Source organism: Streptomyces sp. NPDC007917 (genome assembly GCF_042959105.1).
Lineage (GTDB): Bacteria > Actinomycetota > Actinomycetes > Streptomycetales > Streptomycetaceae > Streptomyces.
Genome location: NZ_JBIBKK010000045.1, coordinates 14,004 through 39,034 on the forward strand (window position 1 = coordinate 14,004; position 25,031 = coordinate 39,034).

The 25,031-nt window shown below is 67.5% G+C and carries 21 protein-coding genes and 1 pseudogene; 7 read left to right on the top strand and 15 right to left on the bottom strand.

Annotation, left to right across the window (positions count from 1 at the left end; all coding sequences use genetic code 11):
• Nucleotides 1-368: 368 nt before the first annotated feature.
• The 7 genes and pseudogenes from ACFZDL_RS45405 to ACFZDL_RS45435 form a co-directional block, all read right to left on the bottom strand.
• Nucleotides 369-1,538 (bottom strand): non-reducing end alpha-L-arabinofuranosidase family hydrolase, encoded by a 1,170-nt coding sequence (locus ACFZDL_RS45405; RefSeq protein ID WP_391194407.1) that lies wholly within the window; start codon nucleotides 1,536-1,538, stop codon nucleotides 369-371.
• Between the two features lie 669 nt (nucleotides 1,539-2,207).
• Nucleotides 2,208-2,363 (bottom strand): hypothetical protein, encoded by a 156-nt coding sequence (locus tag ACFZDL_RS45410; RefSeq protein WP_353596643.1) that lies wholly within the window; start codon nucleotides 2,361-2,363, stop codon nucleotides 2,208-2,210.
• 745 nt (nucleotides 2,364-3,108) lie between these two features.
• A complete protein-coding gene (locus ACFZDL_RS45415; RefSeq protein WP_014173884.1) occupies nucleotides 3,109-3,330 on the bottom strand; it encodes a helix-turn-helix transcriptional regulator in 222 nt (73 codons plus the stop codon).
• Nucleotides 3,330-3,815 (bottom strand): DUF2975 domain-containing protein, encoded by a 486-nt coding sequence (locus ACFZDL_RS45420; protein ID WP_353596642.1) that lies wholly within the window; start codon nucleotides 3,813-3,815, stop codon nucleotides 3,330-3,332. Before ACFZDL_RS45420 ends, ACFZDL_RS45415 begins: the two co-directional genes overlap by 1 nt.
• A gap of 287 nt (nucleotides 3,816-4,102) precedes the next feature.
• Nucleotides 4,103-4,702 (bottom strand): annotated as a pseudogene (locus tag ACFZDL_RS45425) (MerR family transcriptional regulator); the annotation flags it as partial.
• Between the two features lie 124 nt (nucleotides 4,703-4,826).
• Nucleotides 4,827-5,186, bottom strand: coding sequence for a nuclear transport factor 2 family protein (locus ACFZDL_RS45430; RefSeq protein ID WP_353596641.1), 360 nt, complete (start codon nucleotides 5,184-5,186; stop codon nucleotides 4,827-4,829).
• A 25-nt stretch (nucleotides 5,187-5,211) separates the two neighbouring features.
• The gene (locus ACFZDL_RS45435; RefSeq protein WP_353596640.1) at nucleotides 5,212-5,997 is read right to left on the bottom strand and encodes an SDR family oxidoreductase; all 786 of its coding nucleotides are present in this window, start codon (nucleotides 5,995-5,997) and stop codon (nucleotides 5,212-5,214) included.
• A 99-nt stretch (nucleotides 5,998-6,096) separates the two neighbouring features.
• Between ACFZDL_RS45435 and ACFZDL_RS45440 the strand changes: the two genes are divergently transcribed.
• The 3 genes from ACFZDL_RS45440 (at nucleotide 6,097) to ACFZDL_RS45450 (ending at nucleotide 8,208) form a co-directional block, all read left to right on the top strand.
• Entirely contained in the window at nucleotides 6,097-6,615 is a 519-nt protein-coding gene (locus ACFZDL_RS45440) for a helix-turn-helix domain-containing protein (protein WP_275772370.1), read from the top strand.
• Nucleotides 6,616-7,304: 689 nt separating this feature from the next.
• A complete protein-coding gene (locus ACFZDL_RS45445) occupies nucleotides 7,305-8,045 on the top strand; it encodes a hypothetical protein (protein ID WP_353596639.1) in 741 nt (246 codons plus the stop codon).
• Nucleotides 8,017-8,208 (top strand): hypothetical protein, encoded by a 192-nt coding sequence (locus ACFZDL_RS45450; RefSeq protein ID WP_353596638.1) that lies wholly within the window; start codon nucleotides 8,017-8,019, stop codon nucleotides 8,206-8,208. The genes ACFZDL_RS45445 and ACFZDL_RS45450 overlap by 29 nt, the downstream gene beginning before the upstream one ends.
• A 55-nt stretch (nucleotides 8,209-8,263) precedes the next feature.
• Here the strand turns inward: ACFZDL_RS45450 and ACFZDL_RS45455 are convergent, their stop codons facing one another.
• A complete protein-coding gene (locus tag ACFZDL_RS45455) occupies nucleotides 8,264-9,103 on the bottom strand; it encodes a LysR family transcriptional regulator (RefSeq protein WP_353596637.1) in 840 nt (279 codons plus the stop codon).
• A 94-nt stretch (nucleotides 9,104-9,197) separates the two neighbouring features.
• On the opposite strand from ACFZDL_RS45455, the gene ACFZDL_RS45460 reads away from it, so the two are divergent.
• Nucleotides 9,198-9,935, top strand: a complete 738-nt coding sequence (locus tag ACFZDL_RS45460) for an SDR family oxidoreductase (protein WP_353596652.1) — start codon at nucleotides 9,198-9,200, stop codon at nucleotides 9,933-9,935.
• A gap of 558 nt (nucleotides 9,936-10,493) precedes the next feature.
• Here the strand turns inward: ACFZDL_RS45460 and ACFZDL_RS45465 are convergent.
• A complete protein-coding gene (locus ACFZDL_RS45465; RefSeq protein WP_353596636.1) occupies nucleotides 10,494-11,306 on the bottom strand; it encodes a phytanoyl-CoA dioxygenase family protein in 813 nt (270 codons plus the stop codon).
• 126 nt (nucleotides 11,307-11,432) lie between these two features.
• A complete protein-coding gene (locus ACFZDL_RS45470; protein ID WP_353596635.1) occupies nucleotides 11,433-11,720 on the bottom strand; it encodes a YiaA/YiaB family inner membrane protein in 288 nt (95 codons plus the stop codon).
• 234 nt (nucleotides 11,721-11,954) lie between these two features.
• Here ACFZDL_RS45470 and ACFZDL_RS45475 point away from each other — a divergent pair, with 234 nt between their 5' ends.
• A complete protein-coding gene (locus ACFZDL_RS45475) occupies nucleotides 11,955-12,635 on the top strand; it encodes a class I SAM-dependent methyltransferase (protein WP_353596634.1) in 681 nt (226 codons plus the stop codon).
• A 71-nt stretch (nucleotides 12,636-12,706) separates the two neighbouring features.
• Here the strand turns inward: ACFZDL_RS45475 and ACFZDL_RS45480 are convergent, their stop codons facing one another.
• From ACFZDL_RS45480 to ACFZDL_RS45490, 3 genes are all read right to left on the bottom strand, one after another.
• On the bottom strand, nucleotides 12,707-14,419 hold the full coding sequence (locus tag ACFZDL_RS45480) for an ankyrin repeat domain-containing protein (protein ID WP_353596633.1): 1,713 nt from the start codon (nucleotides 14,417-14,419) through the stop codon (nucleotides 12,707-12,709).
• An 852-nt stretch (nucleotides 14,420-15,271) separates the two neighbouring features.
• Nucleotides 15,272-16,741 (bottom strand): HAMP domain-containing sensor histidine kinase, encoded by a 1,470-nt coding sequence (locus tag ACFZDL_RS45485; protein ID WP_353596632.1) that lies wholly within the window; start codon nucleotides 16,739-16,741, stop codon nucleotides 15,272-15,274.
• Nucleotides 16,728-17,408 carry a response regulator transcription factor gene (locus ACFZDL_RS45490; RefSeq protein WP_353596631.1) on the bottom strand — a complete coding sequence of 227 codons (681 nt, stop codon included), beginning with the start codon at nucleotides 17,406-17,408 and terminating at the stop codon, nucleotides 16,728-16,730. The genes ACFZDL_RS45485 and ACFZDL_RS45490 overlap by 14 nt, the downstream gene beginning before the upstream one ends.
• A 1,166-nt stretch (nucleotides 17,409-18,574) precedes the next feature.
• Here ACFZDL_RS45490 and ACFZDL_RS45495 point away from each other — a divergent pair.
• A complete protein-coding gene (locus ACFZDL_RS45495) occupies nucleotides 18,575-19,498 on the top strand; it encodes a hypothetical protein (RefSeq protein ID WP_353596630.1) in 924 nt (307 codons plus the stop codon).
• A gap of 209 nt (nucleotides 19,499-19,707) precedes the next feature.
• Here ACFZDL_RS45495 and ACFZDL_RS45500 read toward each other — a convergent pair whose 3' ends face one another.
• Together ACFZDL_RS45500 and ACFZDL_RS45505 are read right to left on the bottom strand one after the other, a co-directional pair.
• A complete protein-coding gene (locus tag ACFZDL_RS45500) occupies nucleotides 19,708-21,009 on the bottom strand; it encodes an RICIN domain-containing protein (RefSeq protein ID WP_353596651.1) in 1,302 nt (433 codons plus the stop codon).
• A 99-nt stretch (nucleotides 21,010-21,108) separates the two neighbouring features.
• Nucleotides 21,109-22,539: an endo-1,4-beta-xylanase gene (locus ACFZDL_RS45505; protein ID WP_353596629.1), complete on the bottom strand. Its 1,431-nt coding sequence runs from the start codon at nucleotides 22,537-22,539 to the stop codon at nucleotides 21,109-21,111.
• 781 nt (nucleotides 22,540-23,320) lie between these two features.
• On the opposite strand from ACFZDL_RS45505, the gene ACFZDL_RS45510 reads away from it, so the two are divergent.
• The gene (locus tag ACFZDL_RS45510) at nucleotides 23,321-24,787 is read left to right on the top strand and encodes a non-reducing end alpha-L-arabinofuranosidase family hydrolase (RefSeq protein WP_353596628.1); all 1,467 of its coding nucleotides are present in this window, start codon (nucleotides 23,321-23,323) and stop codon (nucleotides 24,785-24,787) included.
• The last annotated feature ends 244 nt before the right edge of the window (nucleotides 24,788-25,031 follow it).

The following is a 25,031-nucleotide window of genomic DNA, read 5'->3' on the forward strand; positions in this document are numbered from 1 at the left end:
ATGCATCGGTAGCAGGCGCAGCGTGGCGAACACATTCGCCACGCCCAAACAGGCCAGTCGCAGCAGCACGGTCGATCCTCGTGCCGCGGTGAGCTCCACCCTCACGAGAGCGCCCGCTCGGGCGACTTCTCCGGTCGACCTCCCGTACACCGCGCGCACCACCTCCCACCAGGGCGGATGACATGTCGGCAAGCCTCCGTACCCGCGATGAACGTTCACAAAGGAGAGGAACCCCAGCCGGCGCGGGCTTGGGGTTCCTCGAGGCGGTGAGTATCGGGCGGTCAGCAGGTGGACGTTGCCCACGCCGTAAACCGCTCGTCTACGCGCCGGTAGACCGCACACATCGCGATCACCGTGGATCAGGCAGGTCAGCGCTGCAGGGTAAGGACACCCGGCCGCCAGGGCAGTTGGTCGTAGGGACCGCCTGCGGAGGGGGACTTGCCCTGGTAGAGGAACTGCAGGTTGCAGGGGTCGACGGTCATGGTCTGGTCGGGGTTGTTGCGGACCAGGTCACCGTGGCTGATGTCGTTGGTCCAGGTGGCACCGCTGTTGGCCTTGCCCGCGAAGGGGTTGCTTTCGCTGCTGGCCTGCGGGGTCCACGAACCGTTCAGGCTGGAGGCCGTGAACGAGCGGAAGTAGCGCCCCCTCGCACCCATCGCTTCCACGATCATGAGGTACTGGTTCTGGCCCTGAACCTTGTAGACCTGCACCCCCTCGAACAGGTTGGCCGTCGTGTCGCTCATGATCGTCGTGTACGACGAGCCGAAGTTACCCGGGAAGTTACCGATCGGCATGCTCGCCCGGTAGATCTTGCCGTTGTCACCGGCGAAGAACAGGTACATGTTCTGACCGTCACCGATCAGGGTCTGGTCGATCGGGCCGGTGCCGGAGCCGGAGATGCTCCCGGTGAACAGCGGCTGTGGCGAGGACCAGCCGTTGGGGTTGGTGGGGTCGCTGGAGGTGCGGTAGATGAAGGGCCACTGACCCCACTGGTACGCCAGCACCCAGATGTTCTTGGGTGCAAAGTAGAACAGCGTGGGGGCCACCGCGGACTGGTTCATCCCGGCCTGGCCGGCCGACCCCATGTCCGACCAGTTCGTGAAGGGGGCGAACCTCATCGAGCCGTAGGACGATCCCGACACGTTCGACCCGTAGACCAGGTGCTTGCCGTTGTACACGACGTTGGTGAAGTCCTTCAGCGAGACCCACCCGTTCGCCGGCTGCGCCAACACACCCGTCGACGTCCACCGGTACGTCGACGGAAGAGAACACGCGCTGGTGGCCGCCTGAGCTGGGTTGGCGACGAGCGCCGCCGCTAACGAGCCCAGGGCCGCAACCGCGGCGGCGAGCATCGTAGACAGACGTTTGCGGCTAAAACTTCCTCTGCGCATGAGGACCTCTTGATTCTTGAGTGAGCGGTTCCGGTTGGCCCCGTCAGAGGCTGTCCGGACTGTCGATGTGGTTGCGGCTCGCAGCGGTCCGTGGGCACCGGACCGACCCCTTGCGGCTACCCGGTCCCGCAGGACCCTTTGACACACCGGCGGCGCCCTACGCCTTCGGGCCGCTGCGAAACGCACCGGCCCGTGTCGGACTCCGAGCGTCGTCGGTCGAGCTGGACCGTGGCGGTGGAGGTGAGGCCCTGAATGCGGCCGGTGGCGGTCCCCAGCGCACGACGACGGGAGAGCTGATGAAGCCATGACATCTGCATGAGCGGCATGCTCCTTGCGGCTCGGCCGTTTCGGTGGGCGTGACGGAGGTGCCCTGCTGTGCGGGTGGAGCGGCTCTACATGTCCGAGATGTCGAACAAGGATCGAAGTGTCGAGCAATCTGGATGGTAGGAGACCGGTGAGCGGCGTCAATACCTCTCGCAAGATTCGCGAGCAACGCCGAAATATTTCGCAGGACTTCATGGATGAACGCCGCAGGTCAAGCCGATCGAATGGCCGGGCTGGGCGGATGGACAGCCCTTTGGTGCCGGAGCGAAGCCGGCCTCGTGGATAGTGCTCACATGGCGGCCGGTCGCCTCTCCAGTCCCGCACGGGAACGCCAACTCGGCAAGGAAAAGATCCGGTTCATGCCCGGCGATCAGGCGTTCCTGGCGGCGCTGCTGCTGCACCGGCTGCCACGGCACGTCCTGCGACAGTTACGGCTGCTCGTACGGCCCGACACGGTACTGCGCTGGCGCCGCAACGTGCAGTTGCTTTCCGTTACTTCCCGAATGCCTGGCGGAACTCGTCGACGGTCTCGTTCGAAGCCCCGTTTGCGCCGCACACCGGGACGACACCGTTCTCGGCAGCCACGATGTAGCGCTCACCCTCCCAGAACGTCAGCGCCTCCGGCCGGCTCGGGTCGCCGTCGAGCACGACCGTCTCCGTGTCGCCGCCCTTCAACCAGTAGTCGACAGCGGAAGGTGGCCGTGGAGCCCTTGATGGAGGTGACCGTTCCCGCGAAGATGGTCGGGTACCCGCGCAGGGTGTCGGGACTGGGTGTCACACACTTCTGGCTGCCGAAGCCGCTGTGGGTGGTGAGTGTCGGCCGGTCGAGGCCGAGTGCCCAGTGTCGTTGTTCGCCATGACTGCTCCGGCGATGCCGCCGCCGAGCAGAAGCAGACCGGCCGCCGCCGCGAGTCCCAGGAGCTGACGGTGACTCCGTCGCGCAGCGGGCTTCGCGGGGGCCGTATTGCCGGTCTGGAGCGCGGTGTCGGTTCGGTCGCCTCCGCGATCTGCCGGGGCGCCAGCCCCTCCCACGCCCACAGCCGCACCACCTCACGGTCCAGCGCCCCGAGGGCGGCGAGCGCGGCACGCAGATCGCTGTGGTCGGCGACCCCGGCCGACTGCTGTTCCCGCGTCCGGATCAACCGCTCCATCAGCCGGAGCCGGCGCCCGTCGGCACGGCGGGCATTCGCCAGGCAGCCCCGCGCCACCCCGTAGCACCACGGCAGCACGTCATCGGGGCCGGGCAGGGAATCCGGCTCCGCCCCCAGGCCGTGCGACGGATGGGGGCGGTGCTCACGCCCTGGCCGAAGCAGATCGCGAGGGACTTGACTGTACAGCCGTTGGAACCGCTGCCGTCCGCGGCCGACAGGCCGACTCATCGTGGAAGGGCAGGTCATCCGCCTGGGGCGTCCTCGGCTTCCCAGCGCAACAGGTCGCCCGGCTGGCACTCGAGCACCTCGCAGAGCGCGGCGAGCGTCGCGAAGCGCACCGCCTTGGCGCGGCCGTTCTTGAGTACCGCCAGGTTGGCGGGCGTGATCCCTACACGGTCCGCCAGCTCGCCCACGGACATCTTCCGCCTGGCCAGCATCACGTCGATGTCGACGGCGATCGGCATCAGATCACCTCGTCCAACTCGGCCTGCATCTGCGCCGCTTCGACGTCGCGCGCGACGGCCTGGGCGAGCAGCATCCTCAGCAGCAGCACGATGAGCGCAACCCCCAGGATGGCCACGCCAACCCCGCCCATGATGACGGTGACGCCCGGGTCGTCCCGCTGGCCCGGCGCATTGATGACCGTGACCGCGAACCACACGAGGGCAGCCGCCACGACCGCGCCGATCACGCCGTCCACGTACCGGAAGGCGGCGTGGGAGAACACGGTTCCGCGTCGCACCATCGTCACCAGCCGCCATACGCAGAACAGGGCGACTTGCACCGACGCCATGCCCAGAATCGTGATCACGCGCAGCGGGGTCAGCGGGAGCGCCCCGTCCTCGGGGTCGGTGGCCAACGCCCACACCATCAATGCCTGTACGAACACGGTGCCGGCGAGCACCACCACGAGCACGACGCGCAGCGCACGCACTGCCAGCTTTCCCATGACCCAACCTCCCATCGACTTACGATGGGAATCTATCGAAAGTCGATAGGTGAAACAAGGGCTGGGACGGAGGGTGGGCGGCAGTTTCGCACCGCGGCGGGACGCCGCCGCCTCCCATGGCATGGCGGCGCGAACCGTCTCGATCTTGGGCGATGCGGGGCCACCGCGACCCGGCACAAGTTGAGAGGCTCACCGACCGTCACCGTGTAACGGCGACACCAGATTTGTCGGAAATGCCATGACCTGTGGCGCGGGCACGGACCGGACAGAGCGGGCGCCGCAGCAGGCTACGACTTGAGACCAGCGCGCAGGGCCTCCATGAACCAGGCAACACCGGCGCCAGGCTCGGTGGCACGGGCCATCCGTTGATGACGGCCAAGAGGTGCCAATAGCGTTCCGCCCGGGGGTCGCCGGCGACCTCCAGGCGTGTCAGCAGCCAGCGACGCAGGTCAGTGTCGTCAGCACGACCAAAGACCTGGGCGTAGCGGGCGGTGAGGGCGTCGATGATGGGTGCGGCATCGGCTGAGGCGGGGCGATGCCGGCGGTGAGGGCGTGGCCGACCTGGGCGCGGACGGTTTCGGTGAGGTCGTGACGAGGCGGCGGCGCTCCTCGTCGGAGAGTTTCGCGAGCTTGTGCATGAGGTCCACTTCCTGCGGGGTGGAGCCCCGCTTGGCTACCGCTCTCAGCACCGCGCGACCTAGTCGCAGGGTGCGGATCTGCACGTCCAGAGCGTCGGCATGCGCTGTCGCGACCTCAGGCACCGAGACCTCCCGGTCCAGCACCTGCCGGATGACGGCGAGGTCGAGGCCCAGGTCACGCAGTGTCCGCACGAGGTCCAGACGCGCGAGCGCACGCAGGCCATAGAGCCGGTAGCCTGATGGGGACCTTTGAATCTCCTCACCCTGTGCTACTTGAGGGCTGGTTCTTGGTCGGGTGGCTGGGTGGGGACGGGGCGGTCCGGGGTGGGTGGGGTCTCTCTTGTGGGCGGGAACAGGTGGTGTGGGAGTGGGTTCAGGGTTCGATGGCGAGGTGTTCGATGAGGTCGTCGCGGAGCGTGAACCGATAGTGGAGATCGATGGTGCCGCCGGGGAAGTTGCCTTCGAGGTGGTGTGTGGCGATGTAGTGGGCGGTGTCGGTCTGCTGGGCGTTCGTGAGTTGGATGGTGTAGGTGAATTGGGTGGCTGATCGGTCCAGCCACCGCTCGATCGCGGTGCTGCCCTGGTAGGTGTTGCCGTCGTCGATCACTGTGGCGTCGTCGGTGAACGTCGTGACCGCGGTGGCGGTGTCGTGGGCGCGGTGCGCTGTGAGGTAGCGGGTGATCACCGCGGGCAGGTCATCCGGGGTGATGGTCCGGGGCTGGTTGTCGTGCATGACGCTCCTGATGATGGTGGCGGGTTCAGACGGTGGGGGTGGTGCCGCCGTCGATGACGTGTTCGGCGCCGACGATGGCCGAGGCGCGGTCGGAAACGAGGAAGGCGACGAGTTCGGCGACCTCCTCGGGCCGGTTGGGGCGGCCGAGCGGGATGCCTCCCAGGGAGTCCATGAGCCGGCCCAGCGCCGCTTCCTGGCTGATGCCGGCGTCGTGGGCGATCCGGGCGACGAGGTTGTCGGCGGCCGAGGTCTGGACGAAGCCGGGCGAGACGGTGTTGACGCGGACGCCGTGCGGGGCGACCTGGTTGGCCAGGCCCTTGCTGTACGTGGTCAGGGCGGCCTTGGCGGCGGCGTAGGCCAGGGTCCCGTTCCACAGCGGCATGCGGCGCTGGATCGAGGTGACGTGCACGACCGCGCCCCTGCCCGTGGCGATCATGTGCGGGAGGAGTGCGCGGTCCAGGCGGACGGCGGCCAGCAGGTTCGTGTTCAGCTCCCTGGCCCAGTCGTCCTCGCCGAGCGCGGCGAATCCTCCTGCCGGTGCCTCGGAGCCGCCGAGGGTGTTGACCAGGATGTCGACGCCTCCCACGCGTGCGTCCACCTCGGAGGCGACGTGGGCGGCGCCCTGGGCGGTGGACAGGTCGGCGGTGATGAACGTCTTCTCCCCGACGTCGTCGGGGCGGCTGCGGGCGGTGACCAGCACGGTCGCGCCGGCCTCGGCGAGCCGTCGGGCGATCGCGGCTCCGGTGCCCTTGGTGCCGCCGGTGACCAGAGCGCGTCGGCCTTCGAGGGATTCGCTGATGGATGTGGTCACGTTGTGCTCCGTTCCCGGGCGCGGGTATGCGGGGCGCCGCTCCCGCCCCGACTGCTAAGATAGAACCTACTAACTTCGATTTTAGCAGTAACTGAGGGGATGGTCGCCGTGGCAAGCCGGATCAGGCTGGAGGACCGGGAGTGCCCGCTGTCCACGACGGTGGAACACGTCGGCGAGTGGTGGACACTGCTGATCCTCCACGACGCCTTCGACGGGTACACCCGCTTCGACCAGTTCCAGGAGAGCCTGGGCATCTCCTCCAGCATGCTCACCACCCGGCTGAAGACCCTGGTCGCGGACGGTCTGCTGGAGCGCCGGCCCTACCAGACCAGCCCCGTCCGGCACGAGTACGTACTCACCGAACTCGGGCGCTCGCTGCGCCCGGTGATCGTCGCTCTGGCCGCGTGGGGCAATGCCCGCCTCACGCCGACGGAGCGCAGCATGATCCTCGTCGACGCGCACAGCGGCGAGGAAGTCGAGCCCGTCGTCGTCGACGCCAAAACCGGCCGCCGACTCGACGACAGCGCCGCCTACGTCTTCACCGCGGGCCCCGCAGCCAGCGACGCGATGCGCAGCCGCTACGCGGCACGGCCGACCATTCCCGCGGAAGAGGCGTAAGTCCGCCCGGAAGAGCCTCGTACAGCCTTGAGCAGGGCCGCGAGCACGGGCTGCACCTGGCCAGCCTCGCGGCACCGGCTTGTCGCCGGCGTGATACCTGCCAACCCTCCCCGGTCGTTGAGAACTGGATCAAGTGAGGCGGGGAGCAATACCGGTCGTTTCCAAGAATCCCCATCAAGCCAGCCGGGCTGCGGTCAGTCGACGGCGCAGGGGGCGCGGTACGGCGCGGTAGGTCTACCGGATCGAGTGATGGACAAATCGGGCACCGTTGACACGTCTGCGAGTGGGGAGCACGAGGGCTCCCAGAGGGCTCCCACTTGCTCCCGGCCCGGAAACGGTTAGGGCCGCCTCCGGCGCTCTGTCAAGCTCCTTATGACGCCATATACGGCAGCCGTCAAGTGTCAACGCGGTGCTCCCATAAGCGCATCCGTCGCAGCTGCCTTCGCTCAGTGGTCTCCCCCACAGACCCGCAGATCCGCGTGTGGCTCAGGGCCTGGACGACCTTGGTGAACCTTGACGGATCTCCGCGGAGCATGGGCCGATGGACTCCGTCATTCGACGTTTTACGGCTGGCTGATGCCGTCTCGACAGAGGCCGCTGCTCCCGGTTGCCTGCGAAAAGGAGAGGTTCTGCACTGTTTCGATGTCTCATGAGACAGCCGGCGGGCGAGCATCCCGAGTGTCAGAGCCATGCGCTTGGATGTGCGCGTGACCGTTCATGACATTGCTCGGCGGCTGCCCGGGATAGCCGTCCTCCGAGATCACTGCCGTTCCATGGCGATGCTGGAGGCGGTGCTGAGTCCCAAGTGGGAGGACCGTTACCACTCCTTCGATGCCCACTGGTCCGACACGGAGTCGATGGCCTCGATGCGTAACGGGTCGGGCGACGAGTACTCGATCGTTTTCTCGGCCGCCGGCGCCTACGTCCGTGGGTTCGCTCACGAGTCGCCCATGAGCCCCTACGCACAGGACGGGCCATGGCCCGGCGTGCTCGACGATGTACCCGAAGTCTTCCGGTCGTGTGTTGAGGAACCCGCGTTCTCGGACGAAGACGGGATGCCTGTCATCACCGTGTGTATGTGGCGGGAGCCAGGAGACAGCGACTGGAAGACGGGGACCATCGACTTCCCCGAGGAGACCACGGGAGATCCGGACGGCGCCCGGTCCTTGTTCCAACTGCTGGTGGATCGCTCGGCGGAAGCGTTTCAGCGGTGGGCTCAGGACTACTACGAGGCCTCGGTCAACTTGGAGGCCGTTCGTCACGTCTATTCCTCACGTCCGCTGACCGAAGGTGTGGTCAGCGCGTTGAACCCAGAGGTCACGCTGGCCGACCTCGCGGGGGACATCACGGAGATCGGCTATCCGCTGGGCAGGCCGACGTCACCGCTCACCCCACCGAACATTGTTCAACGCAGCAAGCACGCGACCTGACCCCCGCGACAAGGACAGCAAGGAGACCGAGTCGTTCAACACAGTCTTCGCCGGCAGCCGGACGGCGAAGGACCCGGTGCGGCTGCGGTGGGCGATCGTGGTGCTGATGTCCGCCCAGGGCCAGACGGTCAAGGACACCAGCTCGCTGATGCAGGAGCGTTGAGTCGCCAGTTGCTTGATCAGGGCCGTCGTTGGGCGGCTGCACTCCTCAAACGGGTTCAGAGACGTGTTGCGACGCGGATGAGGTCAGCAACCGGACGAAGGCGGCTGTGCGGCGGCCAGGCGATCACCGTTGTCACGGGCGGAGCGTCCAGGACCGGCACGGCGGCGAGGTCTCGGCGCAGGTCGGCGGCGGCTGACTCGGGGATGACCGCGGTGCTGCGGCCGAGCGCGATCAGCTGGAAGAGCTGTGTCAGGTTCCGTACCTCTGCGCCAGGTCCTTCCGGGTAGCTGCCGCCGGGGCCGGGCCAGCGGGCCATCGGGAGCTTTGGCAGTGTGGTGACGTCGTCCATCCGGGCCTGGGAGCGGCTGGCGAGCGGGTGTGAGGTCGGCAGGATCGCGACCTGCCCCTCGGTGTGCAGGGTTTCGGTGTCGAGCCCGACTGCTGAGTCGAAGGGCAGGTGGAGCAGAGCCACGTCGGCTTGCCCGTCCTGCAGCAGCTGCTGGTGCTGGTGTGCCTCGCAGAGCAGCAGATCGACGGTGGCTGCGCCGGGTTCCGCGGCGTAGGCGTCGAGCAACTTTGTCAGCAGCTCGCCGGCGGTGCCGGTTTTGACGGCGAGGACGAGGCTGGGATGTGCTGTCGCGGCCCGTTGGGTACGCCGCTCAGCCGCGGTCACTGCGCTGAGGATCGCTCGTCCTTCGGCCAGCAGCACGGCTCCGGCCTCGGTGAGCGTGACCTTGCGGCTGTTGCGTTCCAGCAGTGCGATTCCGAGCCGCCGTTCGAGCTGGGTGATCGTGCGCGACAGCGGCGGCTGGGCTATCCCCAGGCGCTGGGCAGCCTTGCCGAAGTGCAGCTCCTCGGCGACGGCGACGAAGTACCGCAGCTCGCGTATTTCCATGAGCCCAGGCTAATGACGGGCAGACGGCTGATCGATATCGCTCGGGTATTCCTGCACTACCGAGATGGTGTTGGTGCCCGGCTGCGGCGCAGGCATGCTCGCTGTCATGAGCGAGAAGACGATCGCGCTGGTCACCGGCGCGAACAAGGGAATCGGGTATGAGATCGCGGCCGGGCTGGGTGCGCGGGGCTGGAGTGTCGGTGTCGGCGCCCGACACGAGCAGCGCCGGGAGGACGCCGTGGCGAAGTTGCGCGCGGCTGGTGCCGACGCGTTCGGCGTACCCCTGGACGTGACCGACAGCGCGAGCGTGTCCGCCGCTGTCCAACTGATCGAGGAGCGTGCAGGACGGCTCGACGTACTGGTCAACAACGCCGGCATTGCCGGCGGCTGGCCGGAGGAGCCCACCACCATCGACCTCGAGACCGTGCGGCGACTGGTGGAGACCAACGTCATCGGCGTCATCAGGGTCACCAACGCGATGCTGCCGTTGCTGCGCCGTTCGGCACACCCGCGGATCGTCAACCAGTCCAGCCATGTCGGCTCCCTGACGCTGCAGACCACGCCCGGCGTCGACCTCGGGGGGATCAGCGGGGCCTACGCGCCGACGAAGACCTACCTCAACGCCATCACCATCCAGTACGCCAAGGAGCTGAGCGGCACCAACATCCTGATCAACAACGCCTGCCCCGGTTACGTGGCCACCGACCTCAACGGATTCAGCGGGACCCAGACCCCCGAACAGGGCGCGGCGATCGCCATCCGACTGGCGACCCTGCCGGACGACGGCCCGACCGGCCAGCTCTTCGACGACAACGGGGTCGTGCCCTGGTGACCTGACCTTCGGATGCGTTCCCCGTCGAGCAGACCGCGGCCGCCCGTCGGCCCCACGTGCACCCCGCCAAGATCGCTGCTGCCGGCCTTTGTCACGCAGCCTTGGCCGGGTATGCGGTCCCCACTGCCGGATGGGTGACTCGGATGCGATGCGGGTCTTCGGCTCAGCGCGGGCGTTGTGCCGGCGTATGCAGGCGGCGATGGCGGCGTTCCGCTCGTCGTTGCGCTTGCCGAGAATGTCATCCGCCCTGGTCGGAAGCCTGCACCTGGACTGGCGGTCGTCGGCCTCGTCGCTCGAGTCGGCGCTCTCGCGTAGCCCGTAGTCGACGCGTCATGGTGATCGACCGTGCTGCTGCGACTGGCCTACCTGGGAGTGACCAACGCGTTCGCGCCGCGATGCGTGCGCTCGGGCTCGTCGATCCCAGCTCCCCCGCCTCGACGGCTTGATCGAGATGGCACTCGATGTGCTCCATGGTCTGGTTCAGCCGCTCCAGCATGCCCGGCCTCGTTCCTCTTCCCTCTTCACGACCACCTTGCTGGCGATGGTCGTGAAGCACGTCTATCCGGCGCTGCGGTCCGTACCGTCCCCGTCCGGACCGGGGGTGTCCTGTCCCAGGCCCCGGCGGATCGCAATCTCCACGGGTGAGTACGCGCTGTCGGCCCGCTCCAGTTCGTACGGCGCGGCCGGCATCAGCGGCGGCTGGGCCATGAAGCGCGGCCGCACCCCATGGTGCGGTTGCGCCGCGTGCACCAGGAACGGATGGCACAGGAAGACGTCGCCCGGGGACCCGGTGGCGAGGGCGAGTGGCCGGTGGTCGGACGCCGCCACCAAATCGGGGGCGAGGGTCAGCCCGCTCGCCCCGTCCTCCCCGTACTTCTCCAGCACCTTCGGCGCGTCGAGGTGTGAGCCGACCCGGATCCGAGTCGGGGCGTCCTCCTCACCGACCTCGCTGAACAGGAACAGCATCAGCAGCGCCCGGCCCTGGGAGCGCAGATTGGTGAAGTACCAGCTCTCGCCCTCCGGCAGATAGCTGCCCTCGATGTGCCAGCCCGCGTCGTCCGGCTCGTCCTTGTGCGGGAAGCGCAGCGGGAACGTGCCCAGCGAGTAGCGCGGCTCCCAGCGTCCTGCGCCGACGAGCAGGTCGTACGCGTGATGCAGTGATGGGGAGTTGGGTGCGGCAGCGAACGGCCCTTGCGCCATGCCGGCCACCCAGTGCACGGGCCGCGTCCACGTCGAAGGGTCGTCCGGGGCGCAGCCCGTCTCTCGCCACAGCAGCCGCGCGCAGTCCGCGGCCACGCGCGGCGCGACGGCGCCCTCCAACTTCACGAATCCGTCGCGGAGGAAACGGGATACCAAGATCGTGTCATCCATGCCCCCATCGTGCGACGACACCGGCCCGATCACCCGACATTCTCCGCACCGCTTTTGTCCGACGGGCGAATACTCCCCACTTCGACCGCCACAAACAACGCCGAGATCCTTGGGATACGGAATGATTCACAGCTTTTCGAACGGATCGTGCTCGGCGAGCAACTTCTCCATCCGCGCCTGATCGACCCGGCTGACGATCTGCCCGGCCTCCTGCCGGTCCCGGATCACCTTGGCCAGGGTAAAGGCGGAGGTCACCAGATAGAGGACGGCGATGGCCAGGAAGCCGCGTACCCAGGCGTCGGCGTTCAGCCGGAAAATGCCGATAGCGGTGGCCGCCATGGCGACAGCGAAGGAGGCGACCGCCTGACCGTAGAACGCGGCCGTACTCTGCTGCCTGACTGATGTCTCACTCATGCGGACAAGGATCGGCCGAGGCCGCCCGCCCCGCATCCGACCCGATACTCAGCTATGTACTCAGAAATCAGGCCTCCTCCGCCTGCTGCCCGAGTTGCTGGAGACGCCGCACACCGCGTGGGCGTGGCGGCCGACCGGCCGGCGTGACCACCTGTTCTTCGCCCCTTGGGCGCCGTTTTGCCGGACCGGCAACAGTAGTGGCGTGCCCAGGACACGATGGGCGACGGTGGGTCCGTGACCGACAACATCACAGCAGGATCGCCCGCATCCGACACCCCCTCGCCTGCCGACGGCTACGTCGGAGACCCCGCGGTGCGGGCGGAGTGGGACAACCGGTACGCCGACCGACAACAACTGTGGAGCGGCCGGCCCAACGGTGCGCTCGTGGCCGAGGTCGCCGGGCTCACACCCGGGCGGGTGCTCGACGTCGGCTGTGGCGAGGGCGCGGACGCCGTCTGGCTCGCGCGCGGTGGCTGGGACGTAACCGCGCTCGATGTCTCGGGCGTGGCGCTGGAGCGGGCGGCCGAGCACGCACGGGACGCAGGCCTCACCGTTCGCTGGGTACACGCCGCCCTGACGGAGGCGGCGCTCCCGCCGGCCTCCTTTGACCTGGTCTCCGCGCAGTACCCAGCCCTGCTGCGCACCCCCCACGCCGCAGCCGAGCGAGCGCTGCTCGCGGCCGTCGCGCCCGGCGGCGTGCTGCTGCTCGTACACCACGCAGGGATGGACAACCAGCAGGCGCACGACAGCGGCTTCGACCCGGCTGACTACGTCTGGCCCTCAATGGTCGCCGCTCTGCTCAACGACGACTGGGAGGTGGAGGTGGACGAGCAGCGGCCACGCGTGGCACCCGACGGCGGCGCCGGCGCGCACCATACCGACGACCTGGTGCTGCGCGCACGCCGGCTGCGCTGACGCGACTCGATCGCTGTGGAGGACAACGTCTCCGAAGACGCCCTGTGGGCGGCGGACATCAACCGCTGCGGTCACGCCGACTGCCACAGGAAGGCGACCTGATCGCGGTGCGTGGGACACTGCACGATGTAACCCGCACCGTTGTCGCCCCACACATGGGGCACCCCGCGTCCGGAGGCGATCTGCAGGACCGGCTGCGTCATGCGGTGGTCCCCGCGGGGGCAGTTCGGGTACCCGGGGTCCTGGACCCAGCTCGGCCACCCTCCCAGCTTGTCGCCCGGGCGGTTGAGCCCGAACACGGCGGCACGTTCCTCCGGGAGTAGTTCCGACTCGTCTGCCTCGCGATACGGATAGTCCCTGACCGCACGCGCCCACCCGGCAATCGGCCGCTCTGGGAACAGTCGGACACCGTCGGGCAGTGTCGGCGACGACGCTTGGCCGGCCGCGTCGACGACCCGAACCAGGTGGCCCCCCGAGAAGGCGCGGTACGGGTCGCACGCGGTGCAGTGGAACAACTGCAACAACCCCGTGCCCAGATCCCGCGCCTGCTTGGGCGCGCCCGCGAGGTCGAGTTGCACGAAGAACGTCAGCGGGGCCGCGCAGTCGGCGCAGCCAGGCCATGGTTCATCCGCGCCCAACCAGGGCAGGCCGCCGAACCGCGAGGCGCCCGGTTCCCCGTCCCCGTCTGTGGCGCCGATGAGCGGGCTCCATGCGAGACGGGCGACATGGGCAAGCTTGGCCTTCACCGCCCGTGTGATCTCCTGTGGCGTCCGCGCGTTCGCTCCGGCGGTGCGCAGCAGCCGCACGATCTCGGTGCGGCCCTGCTGCCGAGCCGCTGCGAGGGCGTTGCGGCCTTCCTCGTCACGGGCTTGGATGTCGGCCCCGGCGTCGAGCAGGTCGCGCACCACCTGGACACGCCCGCGGTCGGCGGCCAGGACGATCGGTGGGGTGCGGTAGTAGTTGTCGGGTGCGTCGGTGTCGACCCCGGCGATGATCAGGTGCGGCACCACTGCAGGCACGTCGAAAGCGATCGCCTGGCCCAGTGCCACTCCCAGATCGTTCGAGCCGACCTCACCGCGCTCCAAGACCGCCACCGCGACATCGACTTGCCGCTCCTGCACGGCGACGATCAGCGCGCCGCCCTGTGCTGCCGGCTCCTGCGTCGGCAGCAGTTCCCGCACCCGGGCGAGGAAGCCCCGCCGTGTCGCCTGGACCAGGTCAGCCTCTTCAGGTGCGAAGACCGTAGCCCCTCGTGCACACAGCAGCTCCGCTATCGCGGTGCCGCCCGTCTCCAAGGCGATGTCGAGCGGGCGACGCAGGGCGTCGGTCAGTGCGTTCGGGTCAGCGCCTCCGTCGAGCAGGGCCGCGACCGCGGCGTGCGCGTCGGCGCGGATGGCGCCGACCAGCGGGAGACGGCAGCCGTCCGGGCTGTCCCGGTCGTCCGTGCGCGCGTTCGGGTCCGCGCCGGCTTCCAGGAGTAGCCGCACGGTATCCACATCCCCCACTGTCGCCGCGGCCCACAGCGGGAATCTCTGCCACCCCGGCGCCGGCCGAGCCCCGGCGGCCAGGAGCGCACGCACGAACGCCGCACTCCCCCGACGCTCGGTCGCCGTCGACAACGCGGCATCGAGATCGAATTGCAGCGGCTCGTGTCGCAGGACGAACTCGAGCACATCCAGACGATCGTCGTATGACGCGGACTGCACCGCATACCCGACTTTCTCCGGCTCCTCCCGTAAAATCGTTGCCAGTTCACCGCTGTCGAAGAGCTCCGCTGTACGCATGCCGACACCGTAGCGACCAGCCCGGACATCGCCGGCCGCTGAGCTGGGTGTCTCTTGTGGATGGAGAAGTCGTTGGGGTGGTGTGGTACTCGTTGAGCAGGCCGCCGAGTAGCCGTCGCCGTCGGACTAAGGCAGCAGGCAGGGGGATGACGCTCGGGCGGTCTTCTGGGGCGCGCAGGTCGAGGTCGATGCCCGCGGGCGCGTGGGCGATCGCCTCGCTGGGGACGACGACGTATTCGGCCTGCCCCCGGTTCATCCCCGTGAAGGCGCGGCTGAGGGCGATCACCGGCTGGCCGGGCTCCCACACCACGGCAGGGCCCACTGCGTCCACGACCCAGGCGATGTCCCAGCCGAGGCCGTGGGTGCTGCCCTCCGGCCTTCGGTCGCGGCATGACCACAGCACGCCGGTGATGGCGACGGCACACAGAGCCTGGCCTGGGAGTTGGTGCGAGGGTCCGTGGCTCCGGCATCCTTCTGTGGCTCCGGCATGCCTCTGCGGGCCGTTCGCCCGGTTCAGGTGGAACGGCGATGCCGCCGCCCGCCAGGCGGAGGCCCGCGCTCCGGCGACATGCACTCTGGTCCCCGTCGGTCCCCGACGCGAAACAACCACGCACGATCGATCAGTGAATTGTCGTAGCGGGTCGCGATGCCGGGCCAGTCTTTGCGCAGGTGGGCTCGAGGTTGTCGTGGCGGGCAGACGGTGATCACCGAGCCGCGCGCGGGTCGGGCGGTGGAGGTCCACAGCAGCCGCCCCTTGCATCGGTCAGGGCGATGACCAGCAGCCCGTGCCGTTTGTGCTTGGCCGACCAGCGGCGTCTCATCGGGTGGCCGGCGCGGCCGCGGTGAAGCGCGTCATTTCTCGGCTGGGGTGGGGGCTCGGGGGAGGCGTAACCGGAAGCATGCTCCGAGGGTCCGGGGGGTGAGGGTGAGGGTGCCTCGGTGGCGGTGGGCCAGGTCGCGGGCGATGGCGAGGCCCAGGCCGGTGCCGCCGTGGTCGCGGGAGCGGGCGTCGTCGAGTCGGACGAAGCGTTCGAAGATGCGCTCGGCGTCCTCGGTGGGCACGCCCGGTCCGTCGTCGTGCACCGTGAGGACGACCCAGGCGTCCTGGTTTCGGATGGTGATCTGGATGCGGTGTGCGGCGTGGCGGGCGGCGTTGTCGATGAGGTTGCGCAGCAGCCGTTCGTATTCGTCGGGGTTTCCGTGTGCGTGTGCGGGGGCGGTGCTGTCGCAGGTGAGGGTCAACGGTCGTCCGGTGAGGGGGTATTGCTCGGTCAGCCGGGAGGCGAGGGCTGTCAGGTCGACGGTTTCGGGGCCGGCTGTGGGGGTGCGGGTGTCGAGGCGGGCGAGGAGCAGCAGGTCTTCGGTGAGGGCGTGGAGGCGGCGGGTCTGTCGTGCGGCGGTGGTGGCCGCGGCGGGCCAGTCGGTGCGTTCCGGGTAGGCGAGCGCGACTTCCAGGCTGGTCAGCAGTGTGGTGAGGGGGCTGCGCAGTTCGTGGGCGGCGTCCGCGACGAAGCGGCGTTGCTGGGCGGCGGCGTTGTCGAGGCGTTGGAGGGTGGCGTTGATGGTGGTGGCCAGGGCGGTGATCTCGTGCCCCGCGGCGGGGACGGTGACGCGTTCGCGGGGGTCGCTCGCGGTGACCGAGGCGGTGAGGACGCGGATGGCTTCGACCGGCCGCAGCGCGATGCGGACGGCGAAGTAGGTGACGGCGGCGACCAGTACGAGGCTGACGAGTCCGGCCCACAGCAGCAGGCGGTCGGTGGTCGTGGCGATGGCCTCGGCTGTGTGCGGGAGCACCACCACATAGACCCGCAGGTGGGCGTCGACGGCGACGCCCAGAGCGGCGGCTTTGGCGCTGCTCAGTTCATCGGCCCAGATGTCGGCCGTGATGACCCGAGTGGTCCCGCCGGCTACGGAGAGTTTGTCACTGGGATCGTAGTCGGGGTTCAGAGGGAGGCGGACGGTGGTAATGAGCTCGACCCGCCGGGCTTTCGGCGGGGCGGGCATCACGTGGTGGGTGCCGGGATCGAAGTCGTCCATGCCTCCGCCATAGGCGACAGCGGTGCGTCGGCCGGTCGCGACGACCTCGTACGGCACGGTGCTTGTGGAGTCGGGAATGACACCCTGGCTCAACTGATCGCAGAAAGACCACAGCTGTGCCTTGGCTTGGTCTTCGGCGATCTGCGTGCTCAGGCGGTAGACGTCATGGTGGACCCACCAGCCGATGCCGGCCAGGATGACGGCGGTGGTCAGGGCGGCGGCCAGGGCCGCTCCGGCTCGTACCGAACGCGGCCACCAGCGGCGTCGCGGCTCAGCCGCGTTCACGGTCGTCCACCAGCCGGTAGCCGATACCGCGTACGGTCTGCAGGGACTTCCGGTGGAACGCGGCGTCCACCTTCTTGCGGAGGGCGCTGACGCGCGCCTCCACCAGGTTGGGATCCTCGGCTTCCTCGGGCCACGCGTGATAGAGCAGATCCGATTTGGAGACCGCCTGGCCCGCCCGGCGGGCCAGCAGCTCCAGCACGGCGAACTCCCGGGGGGTGAGTTCCACCCGGACCCCGGCCCGGCGGCAGACCCGGCCGGCGACATCCAACGAGAGGTCGCCCACGGCAAGGACGGGCGGGGCGACCGCGGCGGCTCGTCTGACCAGGGCCCGCAGCCGTGCGACGAGCACCATGTAGGAGAAGGGTTTGGCCAGGTAGTCATCGGCCCCCGTGTCCAGGGCCTCTGCCTGATCCCAGTCCCCGTCCTTGGCGGTGAGTATCAGGATGGGGGTCGCGTTGCCCTCCCGGCGCAGCTGGGCGCAGACCTTGTAGCCGTTGAGTCCGGGCAGCATCAAGTCCAGTACGACAAGGGCGTATTCGCCGGTCCGGGCCATCCACAGTCCCTGCCGGCCGTCATGGGCGAGGTCGACGCTGTAGCCCTCGGCGGTCAGACCGGTGTGCAGGGTGTGGGCAAGGTCAACCTCGTCTTCGACCACCAGGATGCGCATGCGGTGCAGCCTCGCACAGCGCCGGCCCGCCTTCCTGATCGGCCGGTCAGGTTGGGTCAGCATCCGGTCAACGAGGTCCGGGCACGCTGGCGGAGTGTCTTCGCCACTGCTGAAAGGCCCTGTCGCCGATGTCCGCCTGTGAACGTGGCCCTGCCGCGGTCAGGACGGTTTCCCCTCCCGTACCCGCCCGTCGACAATCACCGAGCCGGCCAAAGCCGTTGTCGTCATCGATTATGTAGCCCGCTGGAGTGAGTACATGAACTCGGCGGAATTCGACTGTCCAGCACCGCGGCCAACTGAAGACGGATGGACTAATTCGACGAGATCGAGACGGCGAACACCCGTCGCCGGTAAGATGTTCGAGTAATTCTGGCCGATCATCGAGCCAGAACTCAATCACATTGCCCAGCGGGACGTTCGTCAGCTCCACAGGAGTTCCGCGGGAAATACTGAACGGACGACCATTGCCTCTCTCCGTCTCGGCGGTCCAACTGCCTGTAGACAGTGTTCATGTCGGCAGATTCGCATGGGCGCGTACACACTGGCGCCGACACTACGTCCCGATTTCGGCTACCGCCCTAGCCCTGCCGCTGTATGCAGTATGGGCCGCATATCTGGCAACAGGCGGCGGTGATCTTGCCGCGCAAATTTCATGGGCGGATTTCGTCTCCCGAAACCCCGGATCCCCCTACAACCTGGGCTGGTACGGGGGCATCCATGTCGGCAACTACAGTGTAATGGCGCCGCAGTTGATGGCTTTTCTTGGTGTGCGGACTGTCACTGCGGGGGCGGGAATCATTGCCACGTGGTTCACGGGGCGTGTGTTCGTACGTAGCGGAGTAAGTCGTCCGCTGTGGCCTGCACTCCTGGCGGCCCTGTCTGTCTGGGCGAATGTCGCATCGGGGCGCTCGACTTTCGCACTGGGCGTGACTCTGGCACTAGTGTCCTGTCTTAGCCTGGCAGGTTCCAGCCGGCGCTTGGTCCTGGCATCGGCGTTCAGCGCCCTGGCAACTCTCGCCAGTCCCGTCGCAGGGCTGTTCCTCCTGGTTCTTGGGGCGGGGTGGCTCTTGAACCGGGATATCGGAAGAGCTATCGCTGTTTGTGCACCGCCGGTCGCAGTGGTCGCTTTGGCAATCTTACTCTTTCCTTTTAGCGGCGTAATGCCCATGGCAATGGGCGATATTTGGAAGCCAGCCCTCTTCGGAATCGTTCTGGCGCTGCTGGCACCGCGAGAGTGGAGGACTCTACGTTTCAGCTCAGCGGTTTATGCCTCAGGTGTGGTTTTGACCGGACTGATTCCTTCGCCTGTTGGTTCCAACGTAATCCGCCACGCTGAAATATTCGGACCTCCGGTGCTTCTCTGCGTGCTACTCGAGCGCGGCGTTCAAATAGCGTCAAGGATAGCTATCGGGCTTTCCCTCGCTCTTTCTGTGCAGTGGGTGACGGCACACACTATCCATGTGCTCAATATGTCGACACCTGTGCCGTCATGGGCGTCCCACACGCAAGGTGTGCTGAAAGCACTCGACCGTTTGCACGCGGACCGCACGCGTGTGGAGGTAGTGCCTGCTGTCAATCATCGTGAAACCACCGTACTCGGTCCTCACGTGAATCTGGCACGGGGGTGGAATCGTCAGCTCGATGTAGAACGTGGGGGCCTGTTCTATGAAAACCAGTTCACGATTGGGAAATATCGCGCATGGCTCGACAAGTGGGCGGTAGGTTATGTCGTCTTGCCGGGGGGTGAGCCTGACTGGGCGGCAAAAGACGAAGCCGAGCTCGTCCGCAGCAGACCAAGCTGGCTGGAGCCGGTATGGCACGACTCCCAGTGGCAGATTTATCGGGTGAAGGGTGCCAGGCCAATTATCTCAGGTGCAGATGCGTCAGTCGTCAGCAGCGACAATGCGAAAATTGCAGTACAAGTTCCCAGGCCCGGCATGGTTAGGTTGCGTATCCCCTATTCCCCCTGGCTACGCACCAGCGCTGGTTGTATCGAGCGTGATGGTGACTGGATCCGTTTCAAAGTTTCCACGCCAGGGCTGTATGAAATCGGCAGCTCCTATGCGGTGCTTTGGCAAGGGAACTGCTGACGTGAAACGGTGGCCACCCCGCCTGGCCGGCCGACATCGACGCGGTCAACGCGGACTGGCTCGCGCGCTGGGCGGCCGCCACGTACAGCCGGAACACCCTGGCCCGGGCCGACGCGGGGTCGGCGGGGCAGGCCGTGAACGGCGGCACAAAGCTGATCCCACGGAGTGGAGCCAGGATCATCCTGGCTCCACTCCGTGGTGCGGGCATGTCACTGGAACTGTGAGAAAAACCTCCAGATCTCTGCTTTGGTCCAAGTGGCGACGCCGCTTTCGCCGGGGGAGCCGTCGACCGGACCGGGTATGTGGTCTCCGTCGAACGCGGCCCATTGGACCGGGTATCCGGCACGGCAGCCCGAGTAGGTGGTGGTGATGTGCGTGCGGCTGCCCGGCGCGGGCTCGCGCGGGCTCTGGGGGGTGCAGCCGTTGTTGCTGACGAATCTGTCGCGCAGGGACCGTCCTTGCGCGATGTTGAGGACGGAGTCGCTGATGCCGTGGATTCCGAAGTAGGCGATGGGCTGGGTGCCGTCGCTGCACCCGCTGATCTGAGCGCCGGACATGACCGCGACGGCCCTGAAGACGTTCGCCCGGCTGCATGCGAGTGCGTAGCTCATACCGCCGCCCCAGCTGAATCCGGTGGCGAAACGCTGTGCCGGGTTGACACAGAGGCCGCCCTCGATTCGCCGGATCATGTCGTCGACGAAGGTGATGTCCTCACCGCCCGAATTGGCCCAGCCGTTGCCGAGGCCCTGGGGGGCGACGAGGATCGCGCTGTTGTTCGACTGTTCCTGTTGGCCGTAGTAGGACCAGGCGTTCCCGCTCGTGCCGCCCGAAGCGACCTCGCCGGCCGTTCCGCCCCGCCAGTGGAACGCGAAGATCAGCCGGTAGCGGTGGCTGTTGTCGTAGTTGGCGGGAACCCTGAGGATGAAGCTGCGGCTCTTACCGCCGCTCTGAATCGTGTGCGTACCGCTCGCCAGAGTCGGGGCACTGCCGCATCCGCCGCCATCACCAGACGTCAGTTTGATCATCTGCCATTGCTGGTTGGCGCCGCCCCAGTCGGTGTACTGGACGACGTTGCCGCCGTCGGCGGTGGAGGCGCCCTGCACCTCCACCGCCTTGCTGCTGGTGCGGTTGATCAGCCGGACGTGGCCCGCGTCGGAGTCGGCCAGGCGGAACTGCTGGTTGGCCCCGTTGTGGTCGGCCCACTGCTGGATCGCGGCACCGTCTGCGGTCGAGGCGCCGGCCACGTCGAGAACCTGGCCCGAATGCCGGGCCTTGAGGCGGTAGAAGCCGTCGCCGGAGGCCACGAACTGCCACTGCTGGTTGGCTCCGTCGTTGCGCGTCCACTGGCTGACCCGCGCGCCGTCGGCGGTGGACGCGCCGGAGACGTCCAGCGCCTTGCCGCTGTTGCGATTGACCAGGACGTACCAGGCATTGGTGTCCACCGTCGCCGCCTGGGCGGGCGCCGGATTCACCGCGGCGACCATGCCGATCGCGAGGGTCGCCGCCACCACGGCGGCGACCCGGGACCACCAGCGAAGTCTTCGTGGAGGGGCAAGGGAAGCCGCACCGTAGGTCTTCATCGATTCACCCTTTCGTCTGTGCAGGTCCTCTCAGGTGCGGGTCCAGCGTTGGTTGCTGCCCATCGAGCAGGAGTAGAGCTGGATCAGGGTGCCGTTGGCGGTGCCGCCTGCGGCGGCGTCGAGGCAGAGGCCGGACTGGACGCCGACGATGGATCCGTCGGCGTTGAGGCGCCATTTCTGGTTGTCGCCGCCCCAGCAGCTGTAGATCTGGACTTTGGTGCCGTTGCCGGTGCCGGCGGCGTCCAGGCACTTGTCGCCATAGACCCTCAGCTCGCCGGCGGCGGTGTACGTCCACTGCTGGTTGGTGCCGTTGTGGCAGTCCCACAGGTTGAGCTGGGTGCCATCGGTGGTGCTGGCGTTGGGCACGTCCAGGCAACGGCCCGAACCGACGCCCTTGATCTGTCCGGAATCCGCAGGGGGCGTCGTGGAGCCGCCGTTGAGTGCGTTGAGGACGGCGGTGTAGGCAGGCTTCTTGCTGCCGTCGCCGTTGAACAGCAGCGGCGTGTCCCCCGGTCGCCAGGAGTCGGTGTCGCGCACACCCCAGACGGTGATGCCGAGGCAGCGCGGGACGGCCAGGCAGTCGTTGGTCACGTTGGCGTAGGTCGTGGCCGAAGCGCCCTGGATGTCGAGTTCGGTGATGGCCACGTCGACCCCGAGGGCGGCGAAGCTCTGCAGGGTGGTGCGGAAGTTGCTGTTGTAGGGGCTGCCACTGTTGAAGTGCGACTGGAAGCCGACGCAGTCGATCGGTACGCCGCGCTGCTTGAAGTCCCGGACCATGGCGTACACACCCTGGGTCTTGGCCCAGGTCCAGTTCTCGATGTTGTAGTCGTTGTAGCAGAGCTTGGCGGCCGGGTCGGCGGCGCGCGCGGTGCGGAAGGCGACCTCGATCCAGTCGTTGCCGGTGCGTTGCAGGTTGGAGTCCCGCCGACCTCCCGAGTTGCCGTCGGCGAAGGCCTCGTTCACGACGTCCCACTGGGCGATCTTGCCCTTGTAGTGGCCCATCACGCCGTTGATGTGGTCGATCATCGCCTGGCGCAGTGTGCTGCCGCTGAGGCTCTGCATCCAGCCGGGCTGCTGGGAGTGCCAGGCCAGGGTGTGACCGCGCACCCGCTTGCCGTTCTGCACCGCCCAGTTGTAGACGCGGTCACCGGCGGTGAAGTTGAACTGGCCCCGCTGCGGCTCGGTGGCGTCGATCTTCATCTCGTTCTCGGCCGTCACCATGTTGAACTCACGGCCCGCGATCGTCGTGTACGCCGAGTCGCCCAGCCTGCCCGAGGCGATGGCGGTGCCGAAGTAGCGGCCGCTCTGCGCCGCCGCGGCGCCGAGCGTGTTCTCGGCGGCGTGTGCGGTCTGCGGCGCGACGAGTGTGGCGACCGCACCGAGGACGCCGACGACCAGCGCTAACAGCAGGCCGCGGATCTTCTGGCGGATAACGGGTCTGGGAAGGGCATACGAGCCCATGACTGTGCCTCCAAGGTAGGAATCACGGAAGGACTGAAGCGCAGGGGAATGCGTCGTCCGCTCCCACTCGGCAGATGGACGGGGCGGGCCGGAACCCGGGCAGCACGCAATCACCCGACACCGCGATCATGGGACCGGGACGATCTCAACCGGCACGGACGGCGCCCGGTCGGTCGTCGGGTGACGTACGGCGGGCAGCGGCGGTGTTTCGATACAGGCATGGGGTACTCCATCGCGGCTCAGCCAGGTGAGGGACCGCCCCGCGGCGTCGCGTACCTCTCCAACTGCGCGAAGAGCCAGAGGCGCTGGTGCGAACCTCACCGGAACGAAACGGGGTGGCGCAGGTGCTTTGATGCGCGGATCTGTCGTGCAGCTGTTGCATGGATCTGCCGTGCGGCACAGATTGCTCAGGGCCGACGTCGTTCGGCATCTCGAACTATGACCGCTTTCTCAGACAGGGATGATTGAGGCATTGACGGTGATCGTCAATACTCCCTGCAGAAAAAATTTCGGCTCCTCGCCCGAAACATTCCAGAGTCGGGGTCAGGGTCGGGACGCTGCACGGACGCCACTTACCTGACTTGTCAGGCCCAAGAGGAAGGCGCTGTTTGTGGACAGATCGGTGACAGGCCTTGACCAGAGGGCCCCACATTCCTAGCTTGTGGCGTCAAAGCATCCGGAAATTCTTCGAAACTTTCCAGGCTGTCTCTGTCCCCCGGCACGTGCGCTCCGCGGTTCATCGAGGTCACCTCACCCCCGCCCCCCCAAAGGAGGCCCTCTTATGTGGTTTCGCCACCCGTCCCCGGTCCGTCTGAGACGCTTACTCGCCGCCCTTGCGCCCTTGCTGCTCGTGGCCACCTTCCTCGGTGCCCAGCCCGCCGGCGCGGCGACCGTAGACCTCAACGCCTCGTATGTGCTGGTCAACCGCAACAGCGGCAAGGCCCTGGATGTCTACAACATGGCGACCGACGACGGCGCCCGCATCACCCAGTGGACCAGGAACGATCAGAACCAGCAGCAGTGGCAGTTCGTCGATTCCGGGGACGGCTACTACCGCATCAAGTCCCGCCACTCCGGCAAGGTCCTGGACGTCCACAACTGGTCCACCGCGAACGGCGGCCCGATCGTCCAGTGGGCCGACCTGAACGGCACCAACCAGCAGTGGCGGCTGGCCGACAGCTCTGATGGCTACGTGAGGTTCATTTCGCGCCACAGCAACAAGGCCCTCGAAGTACAAGGTGCCTCCACCGCCGACGACGCGAACGTCGTCCAGTACGACGACTGGGGCGGCGCCAACCAGCAGTGGCAGCTCGTCAAGGTCGGCGGCGGCAACCCCGGCCCGTGCGATCTTCCATCGACATACCGCTGGACATCAACGGGCGCGCTGGCGCAGCCCAAGCCGGGATGGGTCTCGCTCAAGGACTTCACCGTCGTCCCCTACAACGGCAGGCAACTCGTCTATGCGACGACGCACGACACGGGGACGAGATGGGGTTCGATGAACTTCGGCCTGTTCACCAATTGGTCGGAGATGGCCTCGGCCAGTCAGAACACGATGTCGGCTTCCACCGTCGCGCCCACGCTCTTCTACTTCGCGCCGAAGAACATCTGGGTGCTGGCCTACCAATGGGGTGGGACCGCCTTCTCCTACCGGACGTCGAGCGACCCCACCAACCCGAATGGCTGGTCATCCCAGCAGGTGCTCTTCTCCGGAAGCATCTCCGGCTCCGGAACAGGACCCATCGACCAGACGCTCATCGGTGACGGGACGAACATGTACCTGTTCTTCGCCGGTGACAACGGCAAGATCTACCGGGCCAGCATGCCGATCGGGAACTTCCCGGGCAGCTTCGGCACGACCTCGACAGTGATCATGAGCGATACGACGAACAACCTGTTCGAAGCCCCGCAGGTCTACAAGCTGCAGGGCCAGAACCGCTACCTCATGATCGTCGAGGCGATCGGCTCGCAGGGCCGCTACTTCCGCTCGTTCACGGCCACCAGTCTGAACGGCTCATGGACACCCCAGGCCGCGACCGAGAGCAATCCTTTCGCCGGCAAGGCCAACAGTGGCGCCACCTGGACCAACGACATCAGCCATGGCGAACTGATCCGCACCAGCCCCGATCAGACCATGACCGTCGATCCCTGCAATCTGCAGTTGCTCTACCAGGGGCGCAGCCCCAACTCCGGTGGCGACTACGGCCTCCTGCCCTACCGTCCGGGTCTGCTGACACTGCAGCGCTGACGGCGTGACACGAGTCCGGCTCCGGTATGGAGCCGGCGTGGCGGGCTCGGCGGAAGGCCGAGCCCGCCCGGGTCACGCGTCAACGTCAGCGCCCATAGCTGACCACCTGGTTGATGGCCGCCGGGGGGCCTTCGACGATTCCTCGGTCTGCCTTGACGCTTCTCTACCGCTCGATCGGTGGCGCCCCGCCCTCGTGCCGGGACGCCGGGCCACGGCACGCCGAGGATGGGCACGGGGCGCGCCT